General features: G+C 66.6%; 18 protein-coding genes and 2 pseudogenes. 11 read left to right on the top strand and 9 right to left on the bottom strand.

The features are described 5' to 3' along the window. Window positions 1-10 precede the first annotated feature (10 nt). Window positions 11-1189: a winged helix-turn-helix domain-containing protein gene (locus BDW16_RS05920; protein ID WP_066581350.1), complete on the bottom strand. Its 1179-nt coding sequence runs from the start codon at window positions 1187-1189 to the stop codon at window positions 11-13. Between the two features lie 33 nt (window positions 1190-1222). Next, entirely contained in the window at window positions 1223-1420 is a 198-nt protein-coding gene (locus BDW16_RS05915) for a hypothetical protein (protein ID WP_066581351.1), read from the bottom strand. Between the two features lie 932 nt (window positions 1421-2352). On the opposite strand from BDW16_RS05915, the gene BDW16_RS05910 reads away from it, so the two are divergent. Next, window positions 2353-2679, top strand: coding sequence for a hypothetical protein (locus tag BDW16_RS05910; protein ID WP_066581352.1), 327 nt, complete (start codon window positions 2353-2355; stop codon window positions 2677-2679). 61 nt (window positions 2680-2740) lie between these two features. Here BDW16_RS05910 and BDW16_RS05905 read toward each other — a convergent pair. Continuing rightward, a pseudogene (locus BDW16_RS05905) lies at window positions 2741-3136 on the bottom strand (MerR family transcriptional regulator). Between the two features lie 73 nt (window positions 3137-3209). Here BDW16_RS05905 and BDW16_RS05900 point away from each other — a divergent pair. Further along, a complete protein-coding gene (locus BDW16_RS05900; protein ID WP_066581353.1) occupies window positions 3210-3869 on the top strand; it encodes a cation efflux transmembrane domain-containing protein in 660 nt (219 codons plus the stop codon). Here the strand turns inward: BDW16_RS05900 and BDW16_RS21600 are convergent. From BDW16_RS21600 to BDW16_RS05885, 4 genes are all read right to left on the bottom strand, one after another. Continuing rightward, window positions 3832-4581 (bottom strand): TonB-dependent receptor, encoded by a 750-nt coding sequence (locus BDW16_RS21600; RefSeq protein ID WP_241230608.1) that lies wholly within the window; start codon window positions 4579-4581, stop codon window positions 3832-3834. The genes BDW16_RS05900 and BDW16_RS21600 overlap by 38 nt on opposite strands. A 125-nt stretch (window positions 4582-4706) precedes the next feature. Next, window positions 4707-5729, bottom strand: a complete 1023-nt coding sequence (locus BDW16_RS21595; protein ID WP_066581355.1) for a TonB-dependent receptor plug domain-containing protein — start codon at window positions 5727-5729, stop codon at window positions 4707-4709. A 336-nt stretch (window positions 5730-6065) separates the two neighbouring features. Beyond that, a complete protein-coding gene (locus BDW16_RS05890; RefSeq protein ID WP_174532081.1) occupies window positions 6066-6995 on the bottom strand; it encodes a hypothetical protein in 930 nt (309 codons plus the stop codon). Between the two features lie 84 nt (window positions 6996-7079). After that, window positions 7080-8324, bottom strand: coding sequence for a S8 family serine peptidase (locus tag BDW16_RS05885; protein ID WP_241230607.1), 1245 nt, complete (start codon window positions 8322-8324; stop codon window positions 7080-7082). 113 nt (window positions 8325-8437) lie between these two features. Between BDW16_RS05885 and BDW16_RS05880 the strand changes: the two genes are divergently transcribed. Further along, window positions 8438-8920 (top strand): RNA polymerase sigma factor, encoded by a 483-nt coding sequence (locus tag BDW16_RS05880; RefSeq protein ID WP_066581362.1) that lies wholly within the window; start codon window positions 8438-8440, stop codon window positions 8918-8920. Further along, entirely contained in the window at window positions 8917-9615 is a 699-nt protein-coding gene (locus BDW16_RS05875; RefSeq protein WP_066581363.1) for an anti-sigma factor family protein, read from the top strand. The genes BDW16_RS05880 and BDW16_RS05875 overlap by 4 nt, the downstream gene beginning before the upstream one ends. A 111-nt stretch (window positions 9616-9726) precedes the next feature. Here the strand turns inward: BDW16_RS05875 and BDW16_RS21590 are convergent. Both BDW16_RS21590 and BDW16_RS05870 read right to left on the bottom strand, forming a co-directional pair. Continuing rightward, window positions 9727-9866, bottom strand: a pseudogene (locus BDW16_RS21590) (integrase); the annotation flags it as partial. Further along, window positions 9867-10823, bottom strand: coding sequence for a helix-turn-helix domain-containing protein (locus BDW16_RS05870; RefSeq protein ID WP_066581364.1), 957 nt, complete (start codon window positions 10821-10823; stop codon window positions 9867-9869). It abuts the pseudogene before it with no gap. A 578-nt stretch (window positions 10824-11401) separates the two neighbouring features. Here BDW16_RS05870 and BDW16_RS05865 point away from each other — a divergent pair. The 7 genes from BDW16_RS05865 to BDW16_RS05840 all read left to right on the top strand — a co-directional run bounded on the left by BDW16_RS05865 (window position 11402) and on the right by BDW16_RS05840 (window position 21102). Further along, complete coding sequence (locus BDW16_RS05865) at window positions 11402-15373, top strand: autotransporter domain-containing protein (RefSeq protein ID WP_066581365.1); 3972 nt, start codon at window positions 11402-11404, stop codon at window positions 15371-15373. A 180-nt stretch (window positions 15374-15553) separates the two neighbouring features. Continuing rightward, window positions 15554-16588: a helix-turn-helix domain-containing protein gene (locus BDW16_RS05860; RefSeq protein ID WP_066581367.1), complete on the top strand. Its 1035-nt coding sequence runs from the start codon at window positions 15554-15556 to the stop codon at window positions 16586-16588. Between the two features lie 741 nt (window positions 16589-17329). After that, window positions 17330-18283, top strand: coding sequence for an ArdC family protein (locus BDW16_RS05855; RefSeq protein ID WP_100362714.1), 954 nt, complete (start codon window positions 17330-17332; stop codon window positions 18281-18283). Continuing rightward, complete coding sequence (locus BDW16_RS05850; RefSeq protein WP_066581215.1) at window positions 18280-18708, top strand: DUF2958 domain-containing protein; 429 nt, start codon at window positions 18280-18282, stop codon at window positions 18706-18708. The genes BDW16_RS05855 and BDW16_RS05850 overlap by 4 nt, the downstream gene beginning before the upstream one ends. Window positions 18709-18780: 72 nt before the next feature. After that, window positions 18781-19830: a ParB/RepB/Spo0J family partition protein gene (locus BDW16_RS21870; protein ID WP_307695854.1), complete on the top strand. Its 1050-nt coding sequence runs from the start codon at window positions 18781-18783 to the stop codon at window positions 19828-19830. After that, complete coding sequence (locus tag BDW16_RS21865; protein WP_307695856.1) at window positions 19763-20431, top strand: hypothetical protein; 669 nt, start codon at window positions 19763-19765, stop codon at window positions 20429-20431. The genes BDW16_RS21870 and BDW16_RS21865 overlap by 68 nt, the downstream gene beginning before the upstream one ends. 317 nt (window positions 20432-20748) lie before the next feature. Further along, window positions 20749-21102 (top strand): hypothetical protein, encoded by a 354-nt coding sequence (locus BDW16_RS05840; protein WP_174532080.1) that lies wholly within the window; start codon window positions 20749-20751, stop codon window positions 21100-21102. Window positions 21103-21183 lie beyond the last annotated feature (81 nt).

The raw sequence follows: 21183 nt of genomic DNA, 5'->3' as shown, positions 1-21183 counted from the left end.
TATCTTGAGCTCAGGATAACTGAACAATCTCGCGAACTCGAACGCCAGCGAGTCCAAGCCATGTAGCGAGCCGGTCCAGTTCGACATTCAGTCGCTCAATGGTCTCGGCAGGCGCGCCGGGCTCAAGGGTCACGCGACGCGCGAGCAGTATTCCGGCCTGGCGATCGGCCTTGAGATCTGCGCGCGCGACGAGCGCCTCGTTCATGAGAAAGGGCAGGACATAGTAGCCGTAGGTGCGCTTGTCCGGCGGCACATAGATTTCGAGGCGGTAGCGAAATCCGAATAGGCGTTCGGTGCGACTGCGCTCCCAGATCAAGGGATCGAATGGGGCAAGCAATGACCCGGCACGCACGCTGCGAGGTAGGCGGGCTTTGTGGTGCAGCCACGCCTTCTGACTCCAGCCCTGGACGCGGGCCGGGATTAGCGTTCCCGCTTCCACCTCGGCCGCGATGGCGTGATCAGCCTCTTCGGGCTTGAGCCGATAATAGTCGCGCAAGTCTGCAGCGGTTGCGACGCCCAGCGCTCGGGCGCCGCGTTCGATCAATGAACGCTGCGCGCTTGCCGCATCCGGGGTCGGCAGATCGAGAATGGCCCTGGGCAGCACACGCTCGGGCAGGTCATAGACCCGCGCGAAGCTCCCGCGGCGCGTGGCGGTCGTGATCTTGCCCGCCCAGAACAGCCATTCCAATGCGTGCTTGGTGTGGCTCCATTCCCACCATCCGCTCTTGCTTGACCCGTCTTCAAAGTCCGCGGCGGCCATTGGTCCCTCCGCGGTTATGCGATCGAGTACCGCCTGCGCTTCGGCTCTCCGTTCGACCGCAAACCGCCGCAATCCCTGGTAACCGATCTCGCCACGTTCGGCGCGGGCCATCCGCCAGCGCAGCAGGGGATGCAGGTCGAGCGGGAGCAGGGAGGCTTCGTGCGCCCAATATTCAAACATACGCCGCTGGCGCTTCGGGCCCCAAGCGTCACGCTCGATCATCGCATGATCGTAACATCCCAGCCGTGAGAAGGCCGGCAGATAGTGCGCCCTGGTCAGCACGTTCACGCTGTCGATCTGAAAGAGCCCGAGGCGATCGAGTGTCCTTCGCACATGGTTCGCGATTGGCTGTTCGGAGCGCCGGATGCCGAACCCCTGCGCTGCAAGAGCAATGCGTCGTGCTTCTTCGAGTGAAAGGCATGTTGTCACATTGCCCTGCTTGACCGCTCGCCGCGAACCGCGTCAAGGATGCGCTGTCACGTCGAGGCGGTAGGTTTCGCGTAGCAGGTAGGAACGCTTTTCCTGCACCTGTTCCTCGCGCGTTTGCCGCGATCTGCCCCAAGACCAGATTTCAGGCTCGTGCTCGCGGAGATGATCGACGATCACACGATGATAGGTTAGCGGCTCGAGCGCCGGTACGGATTGAGATTCGTCCCCCATTCGCCCGATCCTAGCGGCGCTTTGCTTTCGGTCCAGAGCCGTCCAACGTTCGTCCGGCCGCAATATCGAAGATCACCAATGTCAGGTGATATGACCTCCGACGCGGTCGAGGGTGCGGATGTTGTCGGCCGATGAAAGCAGGCGGGCCTGACTCAAGCGAGCCATGCGAAGCGACAGCTGTCTGTTGGTCGAGAGCTAGTGAGGGCGAGGAACATCCGTGGTCTGCTTCGATGCGTCGGAGTTGCTTCGTCGGTGCTAAACGAAAGACCGCTTTCAGGCTTTCACGGGACCGAACTGAATGGCAGCAATGAGGGCGCATAATTGCCATGCGCCCAACAATCGAGACTTAAGGCGCTATAACGCGCCTCTCGTCCACATGATAAACCCCGCGAGCATTTTGACGGGCGCGAGAACCCCTGCACAATGCCTCAGGGCCATCGAAACAGGCCCGCCTGCCACGAAACGAAGCACGATTGTGCGCTGACGGCGGTAACCACCCCATCCGGGGCAGGTAGAGCCGACTGAGTGTTGAACGTGGGTGGGTTTGTTTATGCTATCTCAAGCGATACCATTCATGCTGGCGGGCGGCGTGCTGTTGACGGCCTGGCGAGCTTGGTCACAGCTTGGTTCAACGGGCGCGCGAAGCTCATTAGAGCGACGCGGGGTGACCCTGAACTACCTGATCGGGAGTCCGCCGCGCCAAGTGTTCTTCAATCTCTTCTGAGGGACCGGCGGAATGCCGAATAGGTCACGACCATTCGAGTCGGGCACTCGGAAAACCACAAGAGGTCGCACTTCCACAAAAGTGAGATCGGGATTCCCAGCCCAGTCTGCACGCGAGACAATAGGGCCGCGCCCATGCTCGAATCACTCGATTTTTGAGCGCCGATACTGGCGGTGCACGGGAGGGTGATGGTTGTGGAGCGAGCGCGATGATCGAATGGCTGATCGTTCTGCCTTGGCTGGTGGTTTCGCCGTGGCTGATCAGGAAAGGCACACTGGAAGGCATTGCCGCTGTGATCCGCGAAGCTGCCAATGGTTATGCGACCGTCCTGAAAGCGCAGTCAGACCGCAAGCTTGCTGATCGGCGGTCCGCCATGTCAGGACGATTGTCGAACCGCGCAGCGGATGGGGAGGTGGATGACAAGGATCAAATTGATGCGTTCAAGCGCGAGGGGCGCATACCGCAGCAAACCAGCCAGCTGTTCGTCGAGGTAGAGCAAGGCCTCCGAGCCAACTTCGATTCTCAACCAGAGTAGGCTGATTGAACGTCAGCTCGCGGGGCCTTCAGTCGTCGGTGAAATGACCGCTATGAGGGCGCTAAGCAGCCCTTGGACCAAGCGCCTCAACGATCCGGCACTCAGCGATCATACCACCGTCGCAGGAATCAATCACGGCCTTGAGCTCGCGCCGCAGCGCCTTGAGGTCGGCGAGCTTGCGGTCGACCTCCAGCAGATGCGCCTCGGCGATCCGGTCGATCCCGGCACAATCATGGCTCCTGTCGTCGGACAGCCTGAGCAGCGCCCGCACCTGATCAAGTGAAAACCCGAGGTCACGGGCGCGGCCGATGAACGACAGTCGCCCAAGCTCGGCTTGGCCATAATCCCACTAGTTTCCGCCGGTACGCGGGGGCTTGGGCAGCAGACCGATCTTCTCATAATAGCGCACTGTCTCGACCTTGGTACCGGTCGCCTTGGCCAGATCGCCGATCGTCAATGCGATGGTCTTGACCCTATAGTTACTACAGCCTCCATATAGCTGTCCGTCCGTTGATTTCGAGGGTTACGACATGGCTGGCGGTTGCTGCGGTGGAGGTGAGGCTTCGGTTGGCCAGGCTGAAGATCGCGCCTGGCGCCGCGTGCTGTGGACCGCACTGGCGATCAACGCGGCGATGTTCGCGGTCGAGATCGTCGCAGGCGTCGCCGCGCACTCGGCAGCGCTCAAGGCCGACGCGCTCGACTTTCTTGGCGACGCGGCCAACTACGCGATCAGCCTCGGGGTCTCCGGCCTCGCGCTCCGCTGGCGCGCCCGTGCGGCACTGGCCAAGGGCGGGTCGCTGCTGCTGCTTGGCGGCTGGGTACTCGCAAGCACGGTTTGGATGGCGATGAACAACACCCTACCCGGCGCCGAGACGATGGGCATCATCGGGGTGGTCGCGCTAGTCGCCAACCTCGTCTGCGCGCTGATGCTCTGGCGCCATCGCGAGGGCGACGCCAATCGCCGCTCGGTCTGGATCTGCTCGCGCAACGACGCCATCGGCAACATTGCCGTGGTAGCCGCGGCATTCGGCGTGTTCGGCACCGGCACGGCCTGGCCCGACATCGCGGTCGCGCTGGTGCTAGCCGGTCTCGGCATCTCGGGCGGGTGGCAGATCATCCGTCAGGCGCTCGCCGAGCTGCGCTCGGGTCAGGTCACGCCCCGCCGAAGCGGAACCGTATCCCCCCGTTGATCACTCGTCCGTCGCTCGGCGCCCATGCGTCGACCGTCCAGCTGCCGACCGGCGCGCGCTGCGGGAGCAGCACCGTGTCCCAGCGCGTCTGGCGCACATCGAGCAGATTCTCGGCGTTGACGAACAGGCTCACCTTGCCCAGCACCAGCTCACCCATCAGCCCCAACTCGACATAGGGCCGGCTGCGCGTGCGCCGGGGATTGTCGTCGATCGACTGGATGCCGGTGTAATAGGCTTCGACCCCGATCCGCCCCTTGCCGTGTTTCTCCCACATCGCCACCAGCCCGGCGGTGTTGCGCGGGGTCAGCGGCACGCGACGGCGCCCCGCCGCATCGGGATCGGCCTCGGTCGCATCGATATGGACATAGCTGCCGGTCAGCGTGAACGCTTCCCAGCGATAGCGCAGCAGTACCTCCACCCCGCGGGTTTTGGTCAGCCCGTCGGCATTGGCCAGCGTGACGCGGGTCGCGCTCAGTTCGCGCAGTTGCACCGCGCGGTCGATGTTCGACGCGAACAGGCTGACATTCGCCTCGATCGGCCCGTTCGCATATCCGAAGTCGACCGACGCGGTATTGGCGGTCTCGGCCTTGAGCTTCGCATAGGGTGCCACGCGCGACAGCCCGTTCGCCTCGATCTCCTCGACCAGCGGCGTCGGCGCGTAGAAGCCGCGCCCGACTGATGCGCGGATCGTCCACGGGCCGGGCCGGTACAGCGCCGACAGCCGCGGGCTGACGCGCGAACCATATTCGCTGTGCGCGTCCCAGCGCGCTCGCCGCCAGCGTCAGCGCCTCGGCGACCTCGTTCTCGCCCTGCACGAACAGCGCGGGCGCGGCATAGCTATAGTCGAACGCCGGCAGCGCGCGATCGATAGCCATCGGCCTGGAATGCCGCGCCGACCAGCCAGTTCGCCTTCCCAGCTTCGCCCCCCAGCGAGACCTCGGCAAACCCCGTTCGGTGCCGGTCGCGCTCGGTCGCCGCGCCAAACTGGTGCCGGTGCGACTGGGTCACCCCCGACGCGCGCAGATACAGCGTGCCGACACCCTCCAGCGGCGTCTGCGCGGTGAGCCCGAGGTCGAAGCGCTCGCTGTGCTGCGCCTGGACGAAAGGCGCGCCGTCGGGCGCTGTGCGGCCGGGCACCGTACCGCCCTCGCGCTGCTCGGTCATCGCGCCAAAGGTCAGCAGCGCCTTCGTCCCCGTTGCGCCCTCCCAGAACAGCCGCGGGCGCGCGGTCCAGCGTGCATAGCCTGGCATCTCTGCCCAGCCGTCGCCGTTCAGATCCTGCTGCGACTGACGGCTATACACCGCGGTCAGCGATGCACTCATCCCGTCGCCCAGCGGCGTCGCGGCATAGCCGGTGACATCCTGTCCGTCGCGCGTGGTGGCGTTGAGCAGCAGCTCGCCCTGCGCTGCATTGCCCGGACGGCGTGAGACGAGGTTAATTACCCCGCCCAGCGCCGACGGCCCGTACAGCGCCGATGCCGCGCCCTTGATCACCTCGACCTGTCCCAGATCGGTCGGTGGAATCTGCAACAGCCCGATCGACGGCGTCTGCCCGCCATAGAGCGGCAGCCCATCGGCGAGGATCTGGGTGTAGCGGCCCTTCAGCCCCTGCATCCGCACATTCGACGCGCCCAATGCGGGCGAGGTTACCTGCACCCGCACCCCCGGCGTCTCGCTCACCAGCATCGCGATGTTGCCGGGCGTCATGAGGAGCTTTTCCTCGATCTCCTCGCGATTGATCACGTCGACGCGGATCGGCTCGTCCTGCACCCGCCGCCCGGTGCGCGTCGCCTGGACGACGATTTCCTCGCCCTCCTCGGCTTCCTCGCCATGATGCTCCTGCGCCTCTGCCCCCGCCATCCCGGCCTGAAGCGGAACCAGCGCGACCAGCGTCAGCGGCGCGGCGCGGCGCGAAGCGAAAGCGATTGAAACAGCACGATGAACCCCGGACTGATGGCTCCCGCGCCCCCGAGGGGAACGCGGTATCGGCCGCCGCCATAAAGGTTGGAGCGACTACAGGGTCAAGACCGGAATGACTGCTTTTGGGGTTGTGTTCGCTCGTCTTGAACGGCGGCTATGAGGGCGCTTAGCCGTCGTCGAATACGACGCCGAAGCCGCTTCCAGGCTAGCCACGTACAAATTGGACGGCAAAGGCGACGCCCGGCCGGCATGCCGCCGGGCGCCCACCGGTGCCGGTCACTCTGCGCGCGCGGCGTCCTTCACCTCACCCTTGCTCATCGCCGAGACGAGCACGTCACCGCTAGCGCTGAAGTTGCTCGCGGACAGGGTCGCCACCTTGGGACCGACCGCAACGTCGAGCGATTCGATCCGGCCGCGTGCGTCGCGGTTGACGCGCTGGAGCTTGCCGATCAGGCGCCCGCGGGCATCCTCGACTCGCGCGCCGGGCTCAAGCGCCGAGGCGGTATTGCCTGCGGCCGAAAGCGTGCCCGCGCCTTCCGCTGAAGCAGAGCCCGAGGCGCTGCCGCCACCGACCGAGCCGCCCGTGGCCCCGCTGCCTGAGCCGCTGCTGGCAGCCGAGCCGCCAAGACCGCCCGCCGCGTTGCCAAGCGTATCGCGGGCCCGGCCTACGACGCCGCGCGTGCGTTCGGCCGCCCCCGCGGCGGTGCCGCGCGCGGTCGTCACGGTGTTGCCCGCGCGATCGCGAAGCTGGCGGGTGAAGCCACGGACCTCGTCGGTACCGACCAGGTCGGCCGATGCGCCGCCCGATGCCCCACCCGACGCGTCGCCGCTCCCCGACAGGCCGACGCTGCGGCCGAGCGCGCTGGTCTGGTTGTCGAGCGTGCCGCCGATGCCGCCATCGGCACGGCTGCTGGCGGCCGCCTTACCGCTGCGGCGGTCAAGGCTGCGTTCGACCTCGGCCGAGCCGCGCGCGCGCTTGGCGGTGCGGGTGGTAGTCTCGACCGGCGCGTCGAGCTGATCGAGCGGCACGCGGGGACGGCTGATCGTGCGATCGAGCGTGCCGCCAATCGGACGGGCGATCGTGCCGCCCAGCGAGCCGCCGAGTCCGCCGGTCAGTCCGCCACCGTCGCCCAGCAGCTGCGCCGAGGCGGGAGCCGCAACGATAACGGCCGCAACCGCAGCAGCCGAAAGAAACAGGGTCTTCATCGCTTCCTCCTTCATCCGCACGCCTGGCTTTGCGGCGCGCTTCATCGGGGAACGAATGCGAGTAGAGGTTTAATCCCAAGAATTTCAGCGCGGGCGGGTTGCGCAATCGCCGCAGACCAGCCCGCGGCCGAACTGCCCGTCGGGACCACGCTTGCCCATGTCGCGCGCTTCGCGGTCGAGCGCGCGGATCGCGGCGTCGATGCCGCCGCTGCCGAGATGCGCCGACAGCCGCGCTGCGACGAAGGGAACGGCATAGGACGTGCCGCGCAACCGCTTCGCCCGGCCCGTTGCATCCGCCGCGAGCAGGTCTGCAGCGGGGGCGGCATAGTCGATCTTGCGCGCGCGTCCCGCCTCGATCAGGGGCCGACCCCGCGCATCGACGCCGGTCACCGCGATCGCCTGTGGGTAGGAAGCCGGGTAGGCGGGTGGTGCGGCCGGGCCGTCATTTCCCACCGCGGCGACGACCACCGTGCCCAGCCGCCGTGCCGCGCCGACGACACGCTCGAGCAGCGGGTTGTGCGGCCCGGTCAGGCTCACCACCACAACCGGTACGCGCTGGCGCACCATCCAGGCGAGCGCTTGGCCGATCGCCGCGGCGTTACCGCCCGCCGGATCGCCGCCATAGATGTCGGCGACATAGAGCCGTGCACCGGGCGCGCTCGCGCGGATTCCGTTGCCGCCCGCGAGCAGCGAGGCAATCGCCGCGGCATGATCGTTCGCACGCGGGGCGCCGCTGGCGAACCCTTGCTGCGCGGCAAGGCCGGCCGTGCCCGGCCGCACGCCGCCGTCGATGATGCCGATCCGCCCGGCTGCGGCAGCTTGCGGCGGTACGGGGGCGAGGGGCGGGGCAGGCGTCGCGCCGCTCCCGCTCGCGAAATAGAGCGCATCGGCGCTGACCTCGCGCCCACCGGCGAGCTTGTGCAGCCTGCGCCGCGCCTGGCCGATCGCCATTCCGCGCGGCGTCTCGAACCGCGCATAGCCGATGCCCAGTTCACCGAGCTCGACCTGCTCGATCAGGCGGAAACCCGCCGCGGCGGCCGCGTCGATCGCCGCCCGGTCCGCGTCCAGCATCACCAGTTCGCGCGCGCGGACCGCATTGCCCTCGGGGTCGAGCGCGATGCGGTCGGGATGGCGGCGGACGAGATCGCGCGTCCGCGCGACTTGCGCTCGCACCAGCGAGCTGGCGTCGTCGAGCGTCCGCTCGAGGTCCCCGGCCGTTCCGGTCACGCGATCCACCACGCCGCCCACCGGCAGCGGCAATTGCGGCAGCAGCTGCGCGCCGCCGGGCACCGCGAACAGCAATGTGCCCGCGGCGCCGATTGTCGCCATGCGCGCGCTCCAGCCCATGCCCCGCATCCTAGACTTGCGATTTTTCTGCGTCATGCTGGATGAAACGCATGGCGGCGTCCGTTTCATCCCCGCAAGCGAGAGGCTTTCACGGATTGCGTTTCGAGGACGAATTGCTGCTTCACCTGCCGCGGCTGCGCCGCTTCGCGCACGCGCTCGCCCGCAGCTCGGCAGATGCGGACGACCTCCTGCAGGCATCGGTCGAGCGCGCACTTCTCAAACGCGATCAATGGGTACCGGGAACGCGACTGGACAGCTGGATGTACCGACTGATGCGCAACCTCTGGATCGACACCATCCGCGCCGAAACGCGCCGCTGCGAGACCTTCGTCGCACCGCAGACCGGCGAGATCGTCGGCGCGGACGGCGGGCAGGAAATGACGGTGGAGCTGGGCAACGTCGCGAGGGCGATGCGCGCGCTGCCGCCCGAGCAGCGCGAGGCGGTGGCGCTCGTGGTGATCGAGGGGTTTGCCTACAAGGAGGCGGCCGCGATCCTCGAGATCCCGATGGGCACGCTCACCTCGCGTCTGGTGCGCGGGCGCGAGGCGCTGATGGCGCGGCTGGGAGAAACGGCATGACGATCGATCCCGAGACGCTGATGGCCTATGCCGATGGCGAACTCGATCCCATCGCGGCCAAGCGCGTCGAGCAGGCGATCGCCGCCCACCCGGGCCTCGCGGCGCAGGTCGAGCAGCACCGCAAGCTTACCGCATCGCTCCGTGCGGCATTCGATCCCATCGCCGCCGTGCCGATTCCGTCCGTGGTCGAGACCGCGCTGCGCGATTCTGCCAGGGTCGTGCTGCTCCCTTCCCGACCTGCTCGGCGCGAGCGGTCGCTCTGGCTCGGCGCGGTGGCGGCGAGCCTGATCGCGGGCTTTCTCGCCGGACCGCTGGTGCTGCCGCGCGACACGGGCGGCATCGCGATGCATGGCGGCACCGCGATCGCGAGCGGCGAGGTCGCGCGCGCACTCGATACGCAGCTCGCCTCGGCGCCGACGCCCGAGGCGGCCGTCCGCGTGGGCGTCACCTTCCGCGACCGCGCGCAGCGCTATTGCCGCACCTTCGAATCCGGGGCGACCGGCGGCATCGCCTGCGCCAACGGCAAGGCTTGGCGGATCGAGCGGCTGTATGGCGGTATGTCGCGGCAGGAGGGCGCCTATCGCCAGGCCAGCTCCCCGGCCGCGGCGATGATGGCCGACGCACAGGCGATGATGGCAGGCGATCCATTCGGTCCTGCAGCGGAGCGCGCCGCTCGGGATGCGGGCTGGCGCTAACTGAACGACCGCTTTAGGACCGCAGATGATACGCTGAACGACCAAAATTGGGGCGCATGCCCGTTCGATATTGGAGCGGCCCATCTCGGGCTCAGATGGGCCGCTCCAGCGTCAAATCTCAGTTCGCTCTACGAGGATTAGGGCATCTTCGATATCGACGCCGAGATATGGGACCGTATATTCGATCTTCGTGTGACCCAGAGAATCCGGATCGCGCGCAGGTTGCCGGTCGGCTTGTAGATCATCGACGCTCAGCTGGAGATGCTGCGCTGCACCCAGCGTCGATGTTGCAAGGAAACGAGCGACCGGCTGTTTGCGGTTGAAACTTGAGCCACCTGAGCCTGGGATAGCGCCATGATTTGCGCCAGCCGCGGCGTCAGAGCCGCGGTGAGCATCATCTCCCCGCCTTCTCGGGCCGCCCTGGGGCCGAAATCGCGCAGCAAATGTTGTCGAACCACCTCTGCTACGTCGTCGTCGTGGACGAACTCGGGCCGTTGCATCAAACTCGCGGCATGGGCGTCATCGGCGGCTCCATTTCCCGAGAGATCCCCAACCCGCTCGAAGATGATCGAATAGGCGGAGGGTATGCGCAGAGAGCTGCTGGCCGCGATCAAAATTCCGTCCATCAGAACGATCTTGGGCATGGGTACGACGTTCAGTATGAGAAAGGAGGGTACTTGGCGCACGCTATCGCTCGCGATGGCGAACACCTGCCCTTCCACGGGGGACATCGACCCCCCGTAGCGAATGCCGTCCGCGCCGAGTTCGAAGTGCAACTCGTCGTCTTCGATACGAATGATCCCGTGTTGCTGGCAGAAGCGCCCGGGTTGAAACACCGAGGCGTGCGTGGTGCGCCAGAAGCCCTCATAAGCGGTCAAATCCGAATCAACTGCGTTGCGCACCATGGCTCGCAGCGCTCCGGAAAGGCCTGCGCCGTGTCCTGCTTTGGCCTCGACCGCGGCAGCCACGCCAAACAGCGTGGCGAACTCGGGCAAGCTGCGATCCCAGTCCAGCAGTGTCAGGCCTGGCTGCTTCTTCGCCAGGAAATGCGTCAGCCGCTCCAGATTATGAGATGACGGCCGCACGCTGCCCGATGCCCATCGTCCGACCAGCGACTTGTCGACGCCCATTTCCGAGGCCAGTCTGCCGCGGCTCATCGAAAGAGCCTTCAGCGCCAAAGTCAGCCGTTGTGCGAAGTCGTCAGACATCCGTCTCAAACTCGGCGATCATACAGCGCAGGAGTTGGACGTTGAGCAAAAGGATAGCGTCCCTTGCGCCTGAGGTGGCGGAGTGATTGCGGCCCGGCCAGCTGGCCTTCGTAATCTTGGAGCCGACTGGACGCCCCCTATGCAAGCATCCCGCCCGCGATCGCGGAGGATGTATCACTGAGTGCAAAGAACGTATCAACTGTGCCGAGGAAGGGGCCAACTTGCGTGGGGTTGCACGCATCGTCGGAATGCTCACCTCATCGGAAAAGCACGTCCGAATCCGGCTCTTTCCGCATCGCAGAGCAACTATGCGGACCCACGACTGCACGAAAATGGTGCCGGGCATCGTGCAACGGTTGCATGGAAACAGCGACGTTCGGTGACGGTCGGTGCAACTCTACGTGGAACGGCGATTGCCTAAACATGAGCCGCGTCCGCCGTAGCGCCGTGTTCGTGGGAATTTTCGAACCTGATCGCGCCGGGGCGGCGCCCCCAATCAGGAACGAAAGATCACCACTATGGCTTCGCTGCTTACTCATTCGCTTCCCCCTGAATCGCGCCGCCGGCGTGCTTCGACTTTGCATCGCACCGTGTCCGGCCTTGCGCTGATGGTCGGCTCGATGAGCCTCGTGGGCTTGGCTTCTCCCGCCAAGGCCCAGTGCGTCGAGAATCCGGCAAATGTTTTCACCTGCTCGGGATCGCTGGACTCGACCCAGACGATAAATCGACCGACCGTTTCGATCACGACCACACCCGGTTTCACGGTCGACACCATCTCGAACGGGGGTGGATCCAGCTTCGAGGTGAACGGCCAGGATACCGTCAGCTACATCGATATCGAGGGTTCGCGTCTGGCTGGCGGCGGCGCATATTTCTCCTCGGACTTGGGCGACCTGATCATCGTCTCGAACGGCGAGATCGATTCCGATCTCGGGTTGCAGGGCCTAGGCCTCGCGACGGCGAATGGCGGCGACATCAACGTCACCTGGAACGGCCATATCGACAACTCGAGCGGCGACGGCGTCCGGGTCATCGGCACGGGCGACGTCAACCTCCTGCTATCGTCGGTCCGAGCGCAGGACAGGGGCATCGAGATCGACCAGAACGGTCCGGGCGGCGTGAGTTTGAAAGTGACCGGCGACGTGACCAGCGTCAGCACGCGCGGCGTTTCGGTCACGGCTGGCCCGGACTCGACAGGCGACGTCTCTCTCGATCTGAAAAGCGTCACCGCCACCGGCCGCGGCGTCAACGTCATCAACGGAGGAACCGGCGACACCTTCATCCGGGCGACGGGCCCCATCTCGGGCATTCTTGGCGTCCGGGTCACCAACGAAGTCGGCTCCGGCGCGCTGTTCGTCGATGTTGCGGACCTCTACGGGGTGGACCCCGCCTTCTTCGGCAACAACTACGGGACGTCTGACACCTTCATTCGGACCCGCGACGTCTACTCACAGAGCACTGGCCTGCAGACGCACAATGCCACGACGGCGAGAGACATCGCCGTCATCACCCGCAATGTCATGGCCGGCAGCACCGGCATCTCGGTCGCAAACGAGGGAACGGGTAACACCTCGATTACGGTTGAGGGAAGCATGGTCGCAGGAGGGAGCGGCGTGAGCGCCTTCAACGACGTTCTCGCCGGGAACATCTCGATCTGGACCCAGGACGTTCGAGCCGACAACGGCAGCGGCATCGGTGCTTCCCAGGAGGGCAATGGGTCTGTCTACGTTCGTGCCGACGGAACAGTCGTCAGCCAAGAGGGCTCCGGAATCTCGGTACGGACCGGCGTTCAGGCGACGAACGTCAGTGTGACCGCTGCTCAAGACGTCATAGGCCGCGATTGGGGCTTGAAGGTCGATCACTCCGGTACGGGCGGGATCGTGGTAGCGGCCGCCGGCGACGTCGTTGGCCAGGAGGAGGACGGCGTCTGGGTCGAGGCGGGACCGTCGTCTGGTTACGTCACTGTGGATCTGCAAGCGGTCATGGGCAATGACTATGGTGTCCGCATCGACAATTCTGGGCTCGGCGGAACGGTGCTCCGCGCTGCGGGTCCGATCCTTTCCAACGAGATCGGCATTCGTACTGAGAACGAAACGGGCTCAGGCGAACTGCTCATCGACGTCGCCGATGTCTCGGGCGTCGATGCGGCGATCATCGCGATCAACAACGGCGGTTCCAACACCTTCATCCGGACGGGCGATCTGGTTTCCGAAGGCACGGCCCTGAGCGTCGACAACGGCGCGTCCGCTGGCGGCCTGACGGTTTTCACCGGCAATGTTCAGGCAAACGGGGCGGGCATCAGCGTCGACAACGGAGGAACTGGCGAGACCCTGGTGGTCGCCGAAGGCGTTGTGACCACGGTTCAGGGCGATGGCGTCAGCGTCTCGAGCAGCCAACTCGGCCAGAGCCTGCGCATCGATGTCGATACGGTGATGGCCGGCGACAACGGGGTCTCGGCCAGCCATACCGGAACCGGCGTCGCCACGGTCAACACGTCGGCGTCGGTGATCGGCGCCGGGGGGGATGGCATCCGCGTCTACGCCGGCGCCCAGAGCACGGGGACGACGGTAAACGCTTCGGCCGTGACCGGCGGTCAGAACGGTATTGCGGTCAACAATTTCGGCGGCGGCGACACGGCCGTCCGTTCGACTGGCTGGGTGGTCGGCAATCAGCAGGACGGCGTCGCCGTCAATAACGGCCAGGACACGGGCGACCTCGTCATCGAGACCATGCACGCTGTCGGCGCCGCGAACGGCATCTCTGCCCTGAACCAGGGCGCGGGTCTGACCAGCATCACCACACACGGGCTGGTTCAAGGCGCTGACGCCGGCATCAATGTCTCCTCGTTGACCGGCGGTGATATCATCATGGGCAACTTCGGCAGCATCCGCGGAGATCAGGATCTGCCAACATCCCGGGCGGTGCGCGCTTCGGGCGGCGCGATCACGCTTGAGAACGCGGGCGTGCTGCTTGGTACGGTAGAGCTATGGGGCGACAGCGCCCGGCTGCGCAACGCCGACGTCTGGAACACCAGCAACGGCGAGAGCCTGTTCTCGGGCGCCGGCGACCAGGTGATAAACCTCGCGGGTGGCCTGATCTTTGCGGCCGGCGACGCCTTCACGGCGGAAACCACGCGTTGGACCGGCCTTGAGCGCTTCGACAATGGGGGTTCGCTCTGGCTGATCGACGGCGGCGCGGGCGACACGCTGCTGACCTCGGCGGCCTCGGTGTTCCAGGCGGGTTCGACGCTCGGCGTAGACTTCGGCGGCGTGGCCTCCGATGTCTTCCTCACCGAAGGGGCGCTGGAGATTCAGACCGGCTCCAAACTGGCGCTCAACCAGGTCGGCGCGCTGACGCTTCATCATCGCTATGTTGTCGCTGAGGCGCAGCAGGGTGTCACCGGCCGTTTTGACTTCGACGACGTCTACCTGACCGCGTTTGCGGGCTTGCGCGACGGCTATACGGCGACCCAGGCCTATGTGGAGTTCGGTCAGCTCCGATCGCTGGCCGAGGCGGGGCTGACGCCGAACCAGAAGGCTGCCGCCGGCGGCGCCGACAGCCTCCAGGCTGGCAATCCGCTCAAGGATGCCTTGTTGATGTTGGCCTCGGACGAGGTCGCTAGGGGCGCCTTCGATCAACTGTCCGGGGAGGTCCATGCGACCGTCCGCACGGCCTTGGTGGAGGACAGCCGTGTTCCGCGCGAAGCGGTGCTGGACCGGTTGGCCGACGCCGACAGTTCGGGCTCGATCTGGGCCCGTGCGTTCGAAGGCGGCGGCGTCAGCGACGGAAACTTCAACGCCGCCCGCGGTGACCGTGATGGACGCGGCATGATGGTGGGCCTGGACCGCTCGGTCGGCGGAGCGGCGACGATCGGCGCCGCCCTGGGGGTCATGAAGACCGAGGTTGAGGTCGATCGTCGCGCCAGCCGAGGCGAAGTCGAGAGCATCCACGGCGTGGTCTATGGCGGTGTGTATCTCGGCGCCTGGCGGGTTTCGGCCGGCCTGGGTTATGCCCGGACAGTGACGCAGACCAAGCGCTCCATCGCCTTCCCGGGATTCCAGGACGCGGTCGAAGCGAAGTACGATGGGTCGGTGCTGCAAGGCTTCCTTGAGGCCGGCTATCGCGTGCCCGTGAGCGGGGGTTGGGTCGAACCCTTCGCCAGTGTGGCGGCGGTCCGCGCGCAGAGCGACGCCTTCGTTGAGAAGGGCGGGGACGCCGCCCTGTCCGGCGAGAAGATCAACGAGGAAGCGGTGATCTCGACCTTGGGTATCCGGTTCGAGACAGCCCAGAGCGGTTCCTTCTCGGTCCGCGGCATGGCCGGCTGGCAGCGGAACTGGGGCGATGTCGATCCGGTCGGGCGTCACCGGTTCGAAGGCGGCGACGTCTTCGAAGTCCTGGGCGCCGCTCAGTCGGAGAACGCTGCGGTGGCCAGGCTGGAGGCGCGCTGGCGACTGACGCCCCGCATCGGGTTCGGCGTGGGTTATGGCGGCGTTCTCGGCAGCGACGGCGTCGATCACGCTGTCACCGGAGTCTTCAGGGTCGCCTTCTGACGGCCTGACTTCGGCGGTCGGGCCCTCGTTCCTGAGCCCGACCGGGCCCTCCGGGCGGCCATGCGCCGTCCGGAGGGTTTGATGTATTTTGATATCCTTGGCTGGATAGGAGCTGGCGCGCTAGAATTCGGGCCAGCGCCGTCCAGGCTTCGGCTGGATCAGCGACGGGGAGGCGAGGCTATGACGGACGTTCATCCAGCAGGTCACTCAATTCCCCACAGCCTGTTCGACAGCACCAGCCTCGCAAGCCAAGCGGCGCTGGCGATCTGGAAGGACAGCATGGATGCGATCTATGACGTTCGTCTCTGCGTCGATCATGCTGCGTTTCAGGCTCGCGCCGAAGCCTACCATTTCGGCGAGGTGGTGGTTACCGCCTATCGCTGCCTTGCACAGACTTTCGATCGGTCTCGGGCGCGGATCGGGCGGGACGGAATCGACCATTACACCCTGCAGTTCTGCCTATCCGGCAGGCATGGTTCTCGCGACGGAGCTGGAGGCGCGGAGGCCGGCCCGGGCGACTTGCTCATCGCTGACCTCGCGCAACCCCATGCGACCTGCACAAGCGATTTTGACAGCCTCAACCTGACGGTTCCGCGGCGGTTGCTCGCACCGCTCCTCAGGGCTCCGGACGAACAGAATCTTAGGCTCATCTCCGGCTCGGCGCCCCTGGTCGCGCTGTTCCGCAATCACCTGATCGGCCTGTTCGCCGCCGCCCCGGTGATGAGCGTCAGTGAGGCGGAATCGCTCGTCGCTCCCACATTGGCGATGGCGGCGGCGGTCCTCAATACGGACGCGCCCGAGAGAAGCCTCCATGTCGTAGACCCCCTTCTGACTGCCCAGATTCATCGTCTGATATCTGATCGGGCGGTTGATCCGGAGCTATCGGCCGAGGGCGTCGCGGAACGCCTCGGCATATCGCGCCGCAAGCTTTACTATCTCATGGAACCGAATGGCGGTTTTACAGCCTGTGTCCGCGAGCGCCGTCTGCACCTCGCTCACGCCATGCTGCGGGATCCCACGCAGCATGGAAGAAGCGTTGCAGATATCGCGCAGAGTTGTGGATTCTCGTGGCGGACCAATTTTGCGCGGACCTTCCGGTCCCGTTTTGGGGTGACGCCCCGGGAAGCTCGGGCTCTCGCAGGTCAGTACGCGCCGTCGCCGGCTGAGGACCTGATGAAACAGCACATGTGGGAATGGATACAGCAGTTGCGCTGAGCCGCTCCGGGAAGTGGATGCTGCTGGGGTGAGTTTTCGGCGGCTATAATTGCCGAAGTTCGGATTCTAGTCTCGCTGGCGAGATGGATTGCGTGATCAGTCAAGTCTCTGAGCTGATGAACCAGGGTGTGTCCTCGACGATCATGCCAGGATTTCGACGCCAGGGTCGGGCGATCGACACCGTCGAGCTTCTCTACGAACTCCAGCGGTCGGGGGGCCGCCTGGGCCTCGTCACGATGTGTATCGGGGAGGGCAGGGCATCGCGCTGGTCATCAAGCGACTGGACTGAGCTCGGCACCCGTCCGCTCCCACGCGGGATCTGCTCCTGATGGCTCCGGGCGTGATCGCGTCTCCGACCCGCTGACACGTTGAGCGTATCTGAACTGCCCGGCGCCCCGTCCGGGGCCGGACGGCCGCGTGCTATGGCGCGTCTGCGCCTTGCCACCGAGCCCCCTAGGGGTCTCGGCCATGCGGTAACGCCCGCTGGCGCATATGCCCTGCGGGCCAGCGGTCGCCGCTCGCGCGGCGGCGTTGTTGGCGGCCCGCCGGCAGCGGGGATGGGCGACCGCTCGCAGCAAAGGCCGGTTCGGGCCGCCGGCAAGCCGGGCCTTGCCCGGCTGCTCCTCTTCGTTCCGCCCCTTCGGGTGCCGGCGCCCCTTTGGGAACCGGCCTCCTTGCTCGCTCGCCGCCCACCCCCGCTGCCGGGGGCCATGCTGGTTTTGGGGCGGCGAGGAGGAGACGATGCCGCATCACCGTCAGCGCCATCCCGAAGACGCGCCGCGCGCCAGCCTCTATGACGAGGTCACGCAGCGCATCGTCGCCGAACTCGAACAGGGCTGCTTCCCTTGGGTTCAGCCTTGGGATAGTGCCGCCGCCGCGCCTTCGCTGCCGCGCAATGCACTCACCGCGCGCTGCTATTCGGGCGTCAATATCCTCATCCTCTGGGCGGCGGGCGTCGCGGGCGGCTATTCCTCGCAAAGCTGGCTGACCTTCCGTCAGGCCCAGCAGGCCGGAGGCTGCGTGCGCAAGGCCGAGCGCGGCACCTGCGTCGTCTTCGCAGACCGGTTCGTTCCCCAGTCCGAGCTGGAACGCGCCGCCCGCGATGGCGAGGCCGCCAAGGCCGTGCCGTTCCTCAAGCGCTTCACCGTGTTCAACATCGCGCAATGCGACGGGCTGCGCCCCGGTCTCGCCGACGACCCCGCGCCGCTGCGGCGCTGCGGCATCGCGCCCGCCGCCGAGGCGATTATCGACGCGTCGTGCGCCGACTTTCGTATCGGCGGCGCGCACGCCTTCTACGCGCCGGGCGAGGATTATGTGCAGGTACCGCCGCACAGCGCGTTCCGCGACCCGATCAACTGGTATCGCACCGCGCTTCATGAACTCACCCACTGGACCGGACACGGGTCGCGCCTCGCGCGCGACCTTTCCGGGCCGTTAGGCTCGGCCAAATACGCCCGCGAGGAACTGGTCGCCGAGATGGGCGCGGCGTTTCTCTGCGCGGCGCTCGGTATTCATCCGACCGTGCGCCATGCCGACTATCTCGGTGCGTGGCTCGCCGTGCTGCGCGCCGACAATCGCGCCATCTTCCGCGCCGCCGCCGCTGCCTCGCGTGCCGCAGACCATCTGCTCGCGCTGCGCGGCGAGGCGAAGGCGGCGGCGCTCGAGGCTCCGCAAGCGGAAAGGATCGCGGCATGATCCTGCTCCCGCCCGACCTGCGCGCGGCGCTGCACGCCAATGCCCGCGCCACCGCCGCCGACCCGCGCCTCGACCCCAAGCCGCTCGTCAAATTCTTCAACCCCTTGGGCGCCGCGACATGGCTCGCGAGCGAACTCGACACCGATGGCGACACGCTGTTCGGCCTTGCCGATCTCGGCTTTGGCTGCCCCGAACTCGGCAGCTTCAGCCTCGCCGAGATCGCCAGCGTCAAGCTCCCCTATGGTCTCGCCATCGAGCGCGACATCGCCTTCGCGACCCGGTTCGGCCTGTCGGTCTGGACCGACTGGTCGCGCCGCGCCGGGTCGATCCTCTGGGCGGAAACCCTCTTGAACCGGGTCGCGCTGACATTGCCGCCCGATGCCGAGCTTCCGCCGCCGGACCGCGACAGGTCCAGCGGCGGCTGACGCGGGCGGCCGTTCGCCGCCGAACATGAAGCCGGTCCCGGCAAGGCCGGGACCGGCTCAAGGAGGAGACCGATGAAACTCGACTTCATTCCACTCGACAAGTTGACGGTCAGCCCGCTCAACATGCGGCATGGCAAGAAGCCACCCGACGTATCGGATATCCTGCCGACCTTGCTCAAGCGCGGCATTATTATGCCGCTCGCGGTGCGGCCCGAGGGCGAGGAGGGATGTTATGGCGTCGTCGCCGGTGCGCGGCGGTTCCGCGCCGCGCAGCTTGCTGCCGAACAGACCGGCCATGCCGATCCGCTGCCCTGTGCGATCCTTGAAGACGGCGACGACGCCGATGCGATCGAGGCCTCGCTGATCGAGAATGTCGTGCGCCGCGACCCCGACGAGGTCAGCCAATGGGAAAGCTTCGTCAAGCTGGTCAGGCAAGGTCGCGACCCCGCCGATCTCGGCGCGACCTTCGGTACTCCCGAAGACGGGGTGCGGCTCATCCTCGCGCTCGGCAATCTGCTGCCGCGCATCCGCACCCTCTACCGCGCCGAAGAAATCGACCCCGCCACCATCCGCCATCTGACCATGGCGTCCAAGAAGCAGCAGGCGGCATGGCTCGCGCTGCGCGACGATCCGCAGGCCTATGCCCCGGTCGGCCACCAGCTGAAGGCATGGCTGTTCGGCGGCCAGTCGATCCCGGCGCGCCACGCATTGTTCGACCTCGACGCCTACAAGGGCGTGTTGATCGCCGACCTGTTCGGCGAGGACCGCTATTTTGCCGATGCCGATGCCTTCTGGGCAGCCCAGAACGACGCTATCGCCGCGCGCCGCGACGCCTATCTCGCCGAGGGCTGGAGCGATGTCGTGGTGCTCGCGGTCGGCGACTATTTCCAGGGCTGGGAATATGCGCGCGCGGCCAAGCGCAAGGGTGGGCGCGTCTATGTCGAGCTGCGCAGCAATGGCGAAGTCCTGTTCCACGAGGGCTATCAGACCCGCAAGGAAGCTCGCGCGCGCGCGCGCGGCGCTCACCGCCCAGCCCGGCATCGCGCTGCGCCTCATGGTCGCGCACGCCATTGCGGGGTCGCCGCTGTGGCGCGTCGATCCCGAGCCGCAGGCGACGCGTAACCCGGCGATCGCGGCGAGCATCGCCGCAAGTCCGGCCGAGGCCGTGTTCGCCGAGCGCCGCCGCGCGGTGCTCGATCTGCTCGGGTTTGATGCGGACTGCGCTTCGCTCGTGCAGCGGTTCGGCGACGGCGAGGCGCTGACCGCGCTGTTCCTGCGTCTGCTCGATCTCCCCGATGCCGCCTTGCTCGATTGCGTCGCGGTGGTGATGGGCGAGAGCTTGGCGGCAGGAAGCGATGCGGTCGAGGCGGCGGGCGCACGGATCGGCATCGACATGGCCGACTGGTGGCAAGCCGACGATACGCTGTTCGACCTCATCCGCGACCGCGAGGTGGCGCAGGCGCTGGTCGACGAGGTCGCGGGCGAACTGGTCGCGCGCGCCAATACCAGCGAGAAGACCGCCATCATGAAACGCATCGTCCGCGACCATCTCGACGGCGCGGGCGGCCGCACGAAAGTGGAGCGCTGGGTGCCGCGCTGGATGGCGTTCCCGCCCGCCGCCTATACCGCGCGCGGCGGTGTCGGCAGCGTCGCGGCGCACGCGCGGCTCGCCGCCGTCGAGGTAGCGCGAAGCGAAACCGGGACGGCACGCCTCGCCGCCTGAGTGCGTCTTGAGCGGCGCGGTCGGGCAGGGCCGCGCCGCTCGTTCCTGATGTCGTCGAGACCCGCATTGGCGGCGAACCGATCCCCGGATCGGCAGGAAACCGGCGCCGTCCCGACCTGTTCAGGATCACGGCAGGCAACCCTATCCGTTACTTCGCCACGGACCATCCGGGGTTCGAAAGCGCCTGGCTGGCAGCGCCGCGAGCCTGCGAAACCATCGCCCCGGCTAGCCGGCGCGGCCCTGACAGCCGCCGCGCCGCCCGCCCTCGAAGCGATGTCCTCAAGATGAGGACATGAAGTGTGGAGGTTCCCATGGGCATGTTCGAGCAAGTTGGATGCGTATCGGATCGCGTGATGGAGACGCTGGTTGCGGGGCTCGAAATCGAGTTCGGGCGTGGCGCGGGCGGGGCTCTGGCGCAGCGATTTCTGGCAGCGGAAGCGGTCGAATTCTGCTGGGAAGCACGCCTCGCGGAGCGCTGGCTCGGCTATTACGGAACGAGCGAAAGCGAACCTGAGGTCGAGCTCGATCGCGTGCGGATCATCGGGTTTTTGAACGGCAGATGGTTCGTCGCGACGATGATCGTCGATGGCGATGGGGCCGCGCACGGCATGACCGGACGGCGCGACCTGGCTGGCGAGGCGGACGCGCGATCGGCTCTTGCCGATGCATGACCCGGCAGGGGCGAGGGGACGGTGCTCGAGCGGGCGCCGTCTCCTTTTCTGTGCCTTGGCTTGAGGGGAGAGGGTGAGGGC

The organism is Sphingomonas koreensis, assembly GCF_002797435.1.
GTDB classification, from domain to species: domain Bacteria; phylum Pseudomonadota; class Alphaproteobacteria; order Sphingomonadales; family Sphingomonadaceae; genus Sphingomonas; species Sphingomonas koreensis.
Note: the sequence above shows the minus strand (reverse complement) of the source record. Positions and strands in the feature narration are given on the sequence as shown.